This window comes from Neisseria sp. HMSC070F02 (assembly GCF_001814225.1).
In the GTDB taxonomy this organism is placed as follows: Bacteria; Pseudomonadota; Gammaproteobacteria; order Burkholderiales; family Neisseriaceae; genus Neisseria; species Neisseria meningitidis.
In genome coordinates this window covers 13,734-23,536 of sequence record NZ_KV815451.1, presented here as the reverse complement: position 1 = coordinate 23,536, position 9,803 = coordinate 13,734, and the positions used below count along the sequence as shown (strand labels likewise).

The window sequence follows — 9,803 nt, the reverse complement described above, 5'->3', positions numbered from 1 at the left end:
TGTCCTGATTTTTGTTAATCCACTATATTTCCGGTTGCGTGGGAATCGGGTGTATCGAATAAAAGGCATTTTGTCCGACTGGCAAGTGCCGACATCGGCGGCATATCAAGGCGCAGGCTTGAAGCGGGCAATGTCGTCTGAAGCCCGTTTGGCGTTTCAGACGGCATTGGTGCGGATATTCAAATCATAAAGTCGATTTCGGCAAACTGGATATTTTGATCCATATCCGCCGACGGTGTTTTGAGCGATCGCGCCACGGGTTTGGCGGGTACGCCGACAACCGTGATGGACGGCGGCACGTCTGAAACCACGACGCTGCCCGCCCCGATTTTGGCATTGCTGCCGATGCGGATATTGCCCAATATCGAGGCGTTTGCGCCGATCATCACGCCGTCGCCGATTTTAGGGTGGCGGTCGCCGCCTTCTTTGCCCGAACCGCCGAGCGTTACGCCGTGCAAAATCGAAATATTGTTGCCCAACACGGCGGTTTCGCCGGCAACAAAGCCGGTGGCGTGGTCGAGCATCAGCCCGTATCCGAAACGGGCGGCGGGATGGATGTCCACGCCGAATACTTCGGACATACGGTTTTGCAGGAAATACGCCAGCGTTTTGCGCCCGTCGAGATACAGCCGGTGGTTGATGCGGTGTGCCTGAATCGCGTGGAAGCCTTTGAAATATAAAAGCGGCAGCGAATATTCGTCGCAGGCGGGATCGCGTTCGTAGATGGCTTTTAAGTCTGCTTCGACGCATTTGCCGATTTGGGTGTCGCTGCCCAACGCCTGCTGGTAGATTTCAAACAGCGCGCGCACGTCCATAATCGGGCTGCCGAGTTTGCTGGAAAGGTGGTAGGCAAGGACGGAGCCGAGGGACTCGTGGCGCAACACGGTTTGGTGCAAAAAACTTGCCAGCATCGGTTCGGCGGAGACCGCGGCCGCGGTTTCTTCGCGGATGGTGTGCCAGAGGTCGAAACCGGTTGTGTTTAAATGGTCTTTTTTCATGAGTGATGATGTTTGAAAATCGATATGGTCGGCAGTATCTTACCGTCTATATTATTTTTTCGGTAGGGGATTTGAAAATGAATTTGAAATTCTCTGCTTTTGCTTGAAGTTTCTTGAAAATGTCCTTATCTTGCGCGGGTAATAACTGGATTTTGATTTCCAATTTGTTTTAAGGGATACGATATGAGCGAACAGACACAGCAGCAAAACAGTGAAGAAGCGGTTGAAAATGTGGAGGCGGTGGAAACCGTCGAGACAGTAGGAAATGCGGACGGTGTGCAGGAACAGGCTGCCGCAGAGCCGGCTTATGAGGATTTGCAGGCGCGGATTGCCGAGCTGGAAGCGCAGTTGAAAGACGAGCAGCTGCGCACTTTGGCAAACGAGCAAAACCTGCGCCGCCGCCACCAGCAGGAAATTGCGGATACGCACAAGTTCGCCGGACAGAAGTTTGCCGTGGAAATGCTGCCGGTCAAGGATTATCTGGAAATGGCGCTTTTGGATCAGAGCGGCAATTTCGATGCGCTGAAAATGGGCGTGCAGATGACTTTGAACGAGTTGCAGAAAGCATTTGATGCTACGCAAATCAAGGAAATCAATCCTAAAGCGGGCGATAAGCTCGATCCGAATATCCATCAGGCGATGCAGGCGGTGGCAAGCGAACAGGAACCCAATACCGTGGTGGGCGTGATGAAGAAGGGTTATACGCTGTCCGACCGCGTGTTGCGCCCGGCTATGGTTACGGTGGCACAGAAGGAAGCCTGAAGGCGTCTGGGGAATAATCTGATTTATTTCCTGAAGCGCGTTTTGCGTATAAACCGATCGAAGTAAAGCGGCAATGCCGTCTGAACCCGCCTGTCGGGCTTCAGACGGCATTTTGTTTCGGTGTTAACGGTCAACCCGTATGCCGCCTGCCTGTTTTTCTTCATCCAGTTTCTTTTGCAGGGTGTCGCAAGGTGTGTCGCAGTCGCACATTTTTTTCATACCCAAGGCAGTAATGCCGCCGCAACTGCCTTTGATGCTGCGTTTGGAGAAAATATAGCCGACCGCCATACCGATGATGACGGTCAGGAAGATGCCGAAGGTAAGGAGCAGGGTTTTCATGGTGTTTCCTAATCGGTTTGTATGTTTAGCGGAGCAGTTTTTCAAATTCGGAAGACATGGCGGTGCGGTAGCCGCCTTTATCCCTGACAATCAGGAAAACAGAGAGTTTTTCTTGTTCTGCCAGCTTTAAGGCTTCGGTTTCGCCTAAAACAAATAATCCTGTGGACAAGCCGTCCGCCGTCATCGCGCTATCTGCGACCACGCTGATGGAGGCGAGGTTGTGGCTGATGGGTCGTTTGTTGTTCGGATTAATGATATGGGAGAGGCGTTTGCCGTTTTTATCGACGTGGAAAATACGGTAATCGCCGGAAGTGGCAAGCGAACGGTTGTTCAGCGGGACGATAATCTGCGTATTGCCGCCTTGGACGATATTGGGCTGCTCGATACCGATGCGCCACGGTTCGCCGCGCGCGTTTTTGCCTTTGCCGTGCAACTCGCCGCCGATTTCGACCAGATAATTTTGAATGCCGTATTTTTCCAGTTCGCCCGCAACTTTATCAACGCCGAAGCCTTTGGCAATCGAAGATAAATCCAAATAGGCTTTGGGGTGGGTTTTGCTCAAGGAGGCGTAATCTTTGCCTTGTTTCAAAATGATTTTGTCTATGCCCGTATAAGATGCTGCTTGTTTGATTTGTTCCGGCGACGGTTCACGGGTAACGGATTTGTCGGGGCCGAATCCCCAAAGGTTGACCAAAGGGCCGACGGTTACGTCCAGCGCGCCGTGTGTCAGGCGGTTTAGGCGGACGGCTTCGGCAGTAACGTATGCGAAGTCGCTTGAAATGCGGAGGGGCTTGCCGGCTGTGTGTTGGTTGAACCGGCTGATTTCGGAGTCGGGCTGATAGGTGGACATCTGCCGGTTGACTTCTTTAAGCGCGTCATCGATGCGCTTTTGTATTTCGGCAGGGGAGGGGAGTTTGTCCCGATTGTTTGAAAGGTATTTGACGGTATAGGTCGTGCCCATCGTTTCACCTTGCAGGGTAACGGTTTGCGCGGTTTGTTCCGAACAGGCGTTCAGGAAGATAAAACTCAGGGCAAATATCAAGGTGCGGATAAAGTTCGGCAGGCGTGTTTCAGACGGCATAGTGTTTGACGGTTTTGGCAAATGGTTTGAATTATATCGCAAAACGGCCGGTATGTTTCTATGCCGATGCCGTCTGAAGGGTGTTCGGACGGCATCGCCCGTCGTTTAGGTGGCGGTAATATAGTGGATTAAATTTAAATCAGGACAAGGCGACGAAGCCGCAGACAGTACAAATAGTACGGCAAGGCGAGGCAACGCCGTACTGGTTTAAATTTAATCCACTATAAAAAACAAACCGGTGTTTTACCAACCGGTTTGTCAAGGTTTAATGGTCAGCGCGTCCTGCGTTGCCATTTATTGTAGTAGTATTCGTAATCTTCATCACGACCGCCCGATTCAATCCAATCATCGTATTCGGGGCTGTTTTCAAAGCTGTCAGACATTATCCGTACCTCGCAAAATGGGTTTATCGATACTTTTTTAGTTATGGAATCAACCATAACTAAAAAGAAGTATACTTCTTTGCTTTTCCGCCAGAATATTTAACCGCACATCCGCCGCAGGGTAAAAATGGAAGTTCAACGATATTGATACTGGTATGGGCGGATGCCGTCTGAAGGGTGTTCGGACGGTATCGGATAAAAAAAGGAAGAAACCGAAGTTTCTTCCTTTTTGTCTGTTAGCCGCCGAAATCGTCCAAGAGGATGTTTTCGTCTTCCACACCCAAGTCTTTGAGCATTTTGATGACGGACTGGTTCATAATCGGAGGCCCGCACATATAAAATTCGCAGTCTTCCGGCGCTTCGTGATTTTTCAGGTGGTTTTCGTAAACCACGTTGTGAATGAAGCCTGTGTAACCGTCCCAGTTGTCTTCAGGCAGCGGATCGGACAGGGCGACGTGCCACGTGAAGTTCGGGAATTCTGCCGCGAGTTGGTCGAAGTCTTCGACATAGAACATCTCGCGTTTGGAACGTGCACCATACCAGAAGGTAATTTTGCGTTTGGAGTTCAAACGTTTCAGCTGGTCGAAAATGTGGGAACGCATCGGAGCCATACCCGCGCCGCCGCCGATAAATACCATTTCGGCATCGGTATCTTTGGCAAAGAATTCGCCAAACGGACCGGAAATCGTTACTTTATCACCGGGTTTGAGCGACCAGATGTAGGACGACATTTGTCCCGGAGGCGCATCAGGTACGCGTGGGGGCGGCGTGGCGATACGCACGTTCAGCATAATGATGCCTTTTTCTTCAGGGTATGAAGCCATAGAGTAGGCGCGCAAAATCGGCTCGTCCACTTTGGAAACGTATTGCCACAAATTGTATTTGTCCCAGTCTTCGTGATATTCCTTAGGAATGTCGAAGTCTTTGTAGGCAACAGTGTGAGGAGGAGCTTCAATTTGAATGTAGCCGCCGGCGCGGAAGGGGACTTCTTCGCCTTCGGGAATGGCAAGCTTGAGTTCTTTAATGAACGTGGCTTTGTTATCGTTGGAGATGACGGTGCATTCCCATTTTTTCACGCCGAACACTTCTTCGGGCACTTCGATGTCCATGTCGGTTTTGACGCTGACTTGGCACGACAGACGGCAGCCTTCGCGTGCTTCGCGTTTGCTGATGTGGGACAGCTCGGTCGGCAGGATGTCGCCGCCGCCGCTTTTTACGACGACGCGGCATTGTCCGCACGAACCGCCCCCGCCGCAGGCGGAGGGGATAAAGATGCCTTCGTTGGCAAGCGCGCCCAAGAGTTTGCCGCCGGCGGGCATCGTCAGCTCTTTTTCGCCGTTGACTTTGATGGTGATGTCGCCTTCGCTGACCAGTTTGGATTTGGCAAATAGAATCATCAGTGCCAAAACCAAAACGATGACGGTAAACATCACGATACCTAAAATAATCTCCATACCGGTCCCTTTCTTATAACTGGATGCCGGAGAACGACATAAACGCCATCGCCATCAGGCCGGCGGCGATAAAGGTAATGCCCAAGCCTTTGAGGCCTTTGGGAGCGTCCGAATATTTCATTTTTTCGGTAATGCCCGCCAAAGCGACAATCGCCAACATCCAGCCCAAGCCCGCGCCGAAGCCGTATACAACGGACTCGCCGAAGTTGTATTCGCGTTGCGCCATAAACGATACGGCGCCGAAAATCGCGCAGTTCACGGTAATCAGCGGCAGGTAGATGCCCAACGCGTTATAGAGGGCGGGGACGAATTTATCCAAGAACATTTCCAAAATCTGCACCAAAGCGGCAATCACGCCGATGAAGGTGATGAATTTCAAAAAGGTCAAATCCACGCCTTCGACAATCGCGCCGTCTTTGAGCAGCGAGTAAACGAGTTGGTTGACAGGGACGGACAGCCCGAGTACGAAAATTACCGCCACACCCAAACCGAATGCGGTGGATACTTTTTTGGATACCGCCAAAAACGTGCACATACCCAAAAAGAAGGATAGTGCCATATTTTCAATGAAGACGGATTTGATGAAGAGGCTCAAATAGTGTTCCATAGCTTATTCCTCCGCCTGTTCGGGTTTCCAGGTACGCAGTCCCCAAATCAAAAAGCCGATGATGAAGAACGCGCTGGGGGCGAGCAGGAACAAGCCGTTGGTCTGATACCAGCCGCCGTCCTGCACGGTTTGGAAAACGGTGTAGCCCAAGAGTTTGCCCGAGCCGATCAGTTCGCGGACGGTGGCGACGACAAGCAGCATCATCCCGTAGCCCGCGCCGTTGCCGATGCCGTCGATCAGGCTTTCCAGCGGCGGCTCTTTCATCGCAAATGCTTCGGCGCGGCCCATCACGATACAGTTGGTAATAATCAGACCGACGAATACGGAAAGCTGTTTGGACAATTCGTAGGCAAATGCCTGCAAGAGTTGGTCGACCAGCGTAACCAGCGACGCGATAATCGCCATTTGCACGATAATACGGATGCTGTTGGGGATGTAGTTGCGTACCAGCGAAATGAAGAAGCTGGAAAAACCGGTTACCAAAGCTACGGAAATACCCATCACGATGGCCGTCTGAAGTTTGGTGGTAACCGCCAAAGCCGAACAAATCCCCAAAACCTGCAAGGCAATCGGGTTGTTGTCGATAAAGGGTGAAAACATTAAGTGTTTCAAGCGTTTCATATCAGCCATTATTGCGCTCCTGCTGATTTCAATTTGTTCAGGTAGGGGATATAGCCGTTTTCGCCGAACCAGTAGGCGAACGAACCTTGCACGCCTTTGGATGTCAGCGATGCGCCGGAGAGGGCATCTACGCCGTGTTCTTTGTCCGAACCCGCGCCTTTGCCGACGTGCAGGGCGAGTTTGCCTTGTCCGTCAAACAGTTTTTTGCCGACGAATTTTTGCTGCCACAAAGGATTGCCGATTTCGCCGCCCAAGCCCGGGGTTTCGCCTTGTTCGTAGTAGGTAATGCCATTGATGGTGTTGCCGTCAGGTTGGATGGCGACGAAGCCGTACATGACCGACCACAAACCGTTGCCGTGCATAGGCAGGATGATTTGCCCGATTTTGCCGTCTTCACCTTTTACCAAATAAACCTCAGTGTATTTGGCACGGCTTTTGATGCCTGCCAAATCGTCTTCGGGTTTGATTTGGATGCTTTGCGCGGGATCTTTGGCAGCAACACGCGCGCTGAAGTCTTTCGGCGCGTCTTTCACATATTCGCCGGTCGCCAAATCGACAACACGTTGCTCGATACGCTCGGCAAAGGTTTTGCTAATGTCGGTGTTTTTATCCATCAAACCGGCTACGCTCAAGATATAGCCTTGTTTGTCTTGGAGTTTTTGTTTCTCTTGGATGGGTTTCAAGCCGACGACCGCACCGGCAACGATGACCGAGCAAATCAGGCTGACCGCCAACACGACAATCAGCGTGCCGCTGAAGCTGTCTTTATCGAATTTCTTAGCCATTGCTGCGCGCCTTTCTGCGTTTGATGTTCGCTTGTGCGACGAAATAGTCGAAAATCGGGGCAAACAGGTTGGCAAACAGAATCGCCAACATCATGCCTTCGGGGTAAGCCGGATTGACCACGCGGATTAACACGCACATCACACCGATCAGCGCACCGTACCACCATTTGCCGACATTGGTAAAGGAAGCGGAAACAGGGTCGGTCGCCATAAACAGCATACCGATGGCGAAGCCGCCGACGACCAAATGCCAGTACCAAGGCATAGCAAACATGGCGTTGGTGTCCGAACCGATGAAGTTGAACAGCGAAGACATCGCAATCATACCGATCATCACGCCGGCAATAATGCGCCAAGAAGCGATGCGGGCAAACACGATAAACGCGCCGCCGATTAAGAGTGCCAAAGTGGAGACTTCGCCGATGGAGCCGGGCAGTTTGCCGATAAACGCGTCCATCCAAGTGATGGTTTGACCGGTTACGGCGTTTTTCAGGCCGTCTGCACCGTGTGCCGCCCATTGCGCCAGCGCGGTTGCGCCGGAATAGCCGTCAACCGCCGTCCAAACCGCATCGCCGCTCAAGTTGGCGGGGTAGGCGAAGAACAGGAAGGCGCGGCCTGCCAGCGCAGGGTTCATAAAGTTTTTACCCGTACCGCCGAATACTTCTTTCGCAACCACAACGCCGAAAGAAATACCCAAAGCCGCCTGCCACAGCGGCAGCGTGGGCGGAACGATTAAGGCAAACAGAATCGAGGTAACAAAGAAACCTTCGTTGATTTCGTGTTTGCGCACGGTGGCGAACAAGACTTCCCAAAAACCGCCCACGACAAATACGGTCGCGTAAATCGGCAGAAAGTAAATCGCGCCGAACAGCATTTTGCCCAACACGCCCGCTTCAGACGACATATTGATGCCCAAAGCGTCGGCAAGGGTGTAATGCCAGTCGTTGGCGATGCTTTGTTGCAGCAAATCGGGCGTTAAGGCACCGAATGCCTGTGCGCCGACGTTGTACATGCCGTAAAACATGGCGGGGAACAAAGCCAGCCACACCAAAATCATCATGCGCTTGGAGTCGAGCGCGTCGCGGACGTGCGCCGCTTTGCGCGTTACCGCACCGGATGTGTAGAAAATCGTCGCCGCCGCTTCGTAGAGGGCATACCATTTTTCATGTTTGCCGCCCGGCAGGAAGTGCGGTTCGATTTTTTCCAGAAAATGTTTCAAGCCCATAATCAGCCTTCCTTCTCAATGGTTTCCAGCACTTTGCGCAACAGCGGGCCGTATTCGTATTTGCCCGGGCAGACGAAGCTGCACAAAGCGAGGTCTTCTTCGTCCAATTCCAAGCAACCCAATGCCTGCGCGCTGTCGGTATCGCCGACGATTAAATCGCGCAAAAGCAGGGTGGGCAGGATATCCAAGGGCATCACGCGCTCGTAAGTGCCGATGGGAACCATAGCGCGGTCGCCGCCGTTGACGGCTGTCGTGAACTTGAAGAGTTTGTTTTTCAGGAAATGGCCGAGGGTCGTCCGCGTGATGGAGTATTTGTCCGGCTGCGGCGCAACCCAGCCGAACAGCTCTTTGCTGCGGCCTTCTTCGATAACGGAAATCTGATTGTGGTAGCGTCCCAAATAATCATGCGCGCCTTGTGCAATCGCGCCGTTCAATACTGAGCCGGAAATCACGCGGTTGTCCGCGTCAACCAATTCGCCCGCAGTAATTTGCGATACTTTCGCACCCAAAACGGTACGCAAGAGGCGTGGTTTGTTGACTTGAGAACCACCCAAGGCAATCACGCGTTCGGTGTTCAGACGGCCTGTTGTAAATAAACAGCCAATGGCAATCACATCTTGATAATTGATGGTCCAAACGGTTTTGTTTGCACCGACCGGCTCGATGAAATGAATGTGCGTGCCACTCAAACCGGCAGGATGCGGGCCGCCGAATTCGTGCGTTTCAATGTTGGCGGCATTTTCAGACGGCACGTCTGCGCCGGCTGCCTTACAAACATGGATTTTATGCTCGGTCAGGCGGCTTAATACCAACAGGCCGCGTCTGAAATCCTCGGCGGCTTCTTTGATCACAACCACAGGGTCTGCCGCCAGCGGATTGGTGTCCATCGCATTGACGAAGATGGCGAACGGCGCGGCATCGACGGCGGGAATTTTGCTGAACGGACGGGTACGCAGCGCGGTCCACAAACCGGATTGGATCAGATTGCGGCGCACTTCTTCGCCGCTTAAGTTTGCCAACGCTTCGGGCGCGTAGCGTTCGAACTCGATTTCGTCGTTGCCTTCAACGGCAATCACGACCGACTGAAGTACGCGCTTTTCGCCGCGATGGATGGCGGCGATTTTGCCTGAAACCGGCGCGGTAAACACCACGCCCGGATTCTTTTTGTCTTCAAACAGCACTTGGCCTTTTTTGACGGCATCGCCTTCCTTGACTTTCATCGAGGGGCGCATACCGGCATATTCTTCGCCAAGCAACGCGACTTCGGTAATGACGGGCCCGTCATAAATGACTTGCTCCGGTCTGCCCGCGATGGGCAGGTTTAGACCTTTTTTGATTTTAATCATATATTTGCATTACTTGTGATGGTTAAGGTAAAAACGGCGTGTTTTGATACCGTGTCGCGTGGCATCAAAAGCATTGAATAAATTAATGTAGCAAAGTGTTAGATTCTATCAGGAATTGTACCTGTTTGTCAGATTTGCTGCTTTTTTCCTTGCGGAAGCCGTTTTTACAGTGGATTAAATTTAAACCAGTACGGCGTTGCCT

At 52.1% G+C, this 9,803-nt stretch carries 11 protein-coding genes; 2 read left to right on the top strand and 9 right to left on the bottom strand.

The window, feature by feature from the left end; all coding sequences use genetic code 11:
* Nucleotides 1-190 (top strand): hypothetical protein (locus HMPREF2959_RS12950; protein WP_210398732.1); only part of this gene is annotated, 190 nt, incomplete at its 5' end.
* Here the strand turns inward: HMPREF2959_RS12950 and cysE are convergent.
* The gene (gene cysE / locus HMPREF2959_RS07250; RefSeq protein WP_002235530.1) at nucleotides 180-998 is read right to left on the bottom strand and encodes a serine O-acetyltransferase; all 819 of its coding nucleotides are present in this window, start codon (nucleotides 996-998) and stop codon (nucleotides 180-182) included. The two genes, HMPREF2959_RS12950 and cysE, sit on opposite strands and share 11 nt — an antisense overlap.
* 183 nt (nucleotides 999-1,181) lie before the next feature.
* Between cysE and grpE the strand changes: the two genes are divergently transcribed.
* Entirely contained in the window at nucleotides 1,182-1,760 is a 579-nt protein-coding gene (gene grpE, locus HMPREF2959_RS07245; RefSeq protein WP_002243337.1) for a nucleotide exchange factor GrpE, read from the top strand.
* Between the two features lie 123 nt (nucleotides 1,761-1,883).
* On the opposite strand, the gene nqrM is transcribed toward grpE, so the two are convergent.
* The 8 genes from nqrM to HMPREF2959_RS07205 all read right to left on the bottom strand — a co-directional run bounded on the left by nqrM (nucleotide 1,884) and on the right by HMPREF2959_RS07205 (nucleotide 9,601).
* A complete protein-coding gene (nqrM, locus tag HMPREF2959_RS07240) occupies nucleotides 1,884-2,099 on the bottom strand; it encodes a (Na+)-NQR maturation NqrM (protein ID WP_002219688.1) in 216 nt (71 codons plus the stop codon).
* A 25-nt stretch (nucleotides 2,100-2,124) separates the two neighbouring features.
* A complete protein-coding gene (locus tag HMPREF2959_RS07235; RefSeq protein WP_002222883.1) occupies nucleotides 2,125-3,180 on the bottom strand; it encodes an FAD:protein FMN transferase in 1,056 nt (351 codons plus the stop codon).
* Between the two features lie 619 nt (nucleotides 3,181-3,799).
* Entirely contained in the window at nucleotides 3,800-5,017 is a 1,218-nt protein-coding gene (nqrF, locus tag HMPREF2959_RS07230; protein WP_002222881.1) for an NADH:ubiquinone reductase (Na(+)-transporting) subunit F, read from the bottom strand.
* Nucleotides 5,018-5,030: 13 nt separating this feature from the next.
* Nucleotides 5,031-5,624 (bottom strand): NADH:ubiquinone reductase (Na(+)-transporting) subunit E, encoded by a 594-nt coding sequence (nqrE, locus tag HMPREF2959_RS07225; protein ID WP_002214363.1) that lies wholly within the window; start codon nucleotides 5,622-5,624, stop codon nucleotides 5,031-5,033.
* Nucleotides 5,625-5,627: 3 nt separating this feature from the next.
* Nucleotides 5,628-6,254, bottom strand: coding sequence for an NADH:ubiquinone reductase (Na(+)-transporting) subunit D (locus tag HMPREF2959_RS07220; protein ID WP_002214361.1), 627 nt, complete (start codon nucleotides 6,252-6,254; stop codon nucleotides 5,628-5,630).
* On the bottom strand, nucleotides 6,254-7,030 hold the full coding sequence (locus tag HMPREF2959_RS07215; protein ID WP_002243338.1) for a Na(+)-translocating NADH-quinone reductase subunit C: 777 nt from the start codon (nucleotides 7,028-7,030) through the stop codon (nucleotides 6,254-6,256). The genes HMPREF2959_RS07220 and HMPREF2959_RS07215 overlap by 1 nt, the downstream gene beginning before the upstream one ends.
* Nucleotides 7,023-8,255, bottom strand: coding sequence for an NADH:ubiquinone reductase (Na(+)-transporting) subunit B (locus HMPREF2959_RS07210; RefSeq protein ID WP_002243339.1), 1,233 nt, complete (start codon nucleotides 8,253-8,255; stop codon nucleotides 7,023-7,025). The genes HMPREF2959_RS07215 and HMPREF2959_RS07210 overlap by 8 nt, the downstream gene beginning before the upstream one ends.
* A gap of 2 nt (nucleotides 8,256-8,257) precedes the next feature.
* On the bottom strand, nucleotides 8,258-9,601 hold the full coding sequence (locus HMPREF2959_RS07205; RefSeq protein WP_070696595.1) for a Na(+)-translocating NADH-quinone reductase subunit A: 1,344 nt from the start codon (nucleotides 9,599-9,601) through the stop codon (nucleotides 8,258-8,260).
* Nucleotides 9,602-9,803 lie beyond the last annotated feature (202 nt).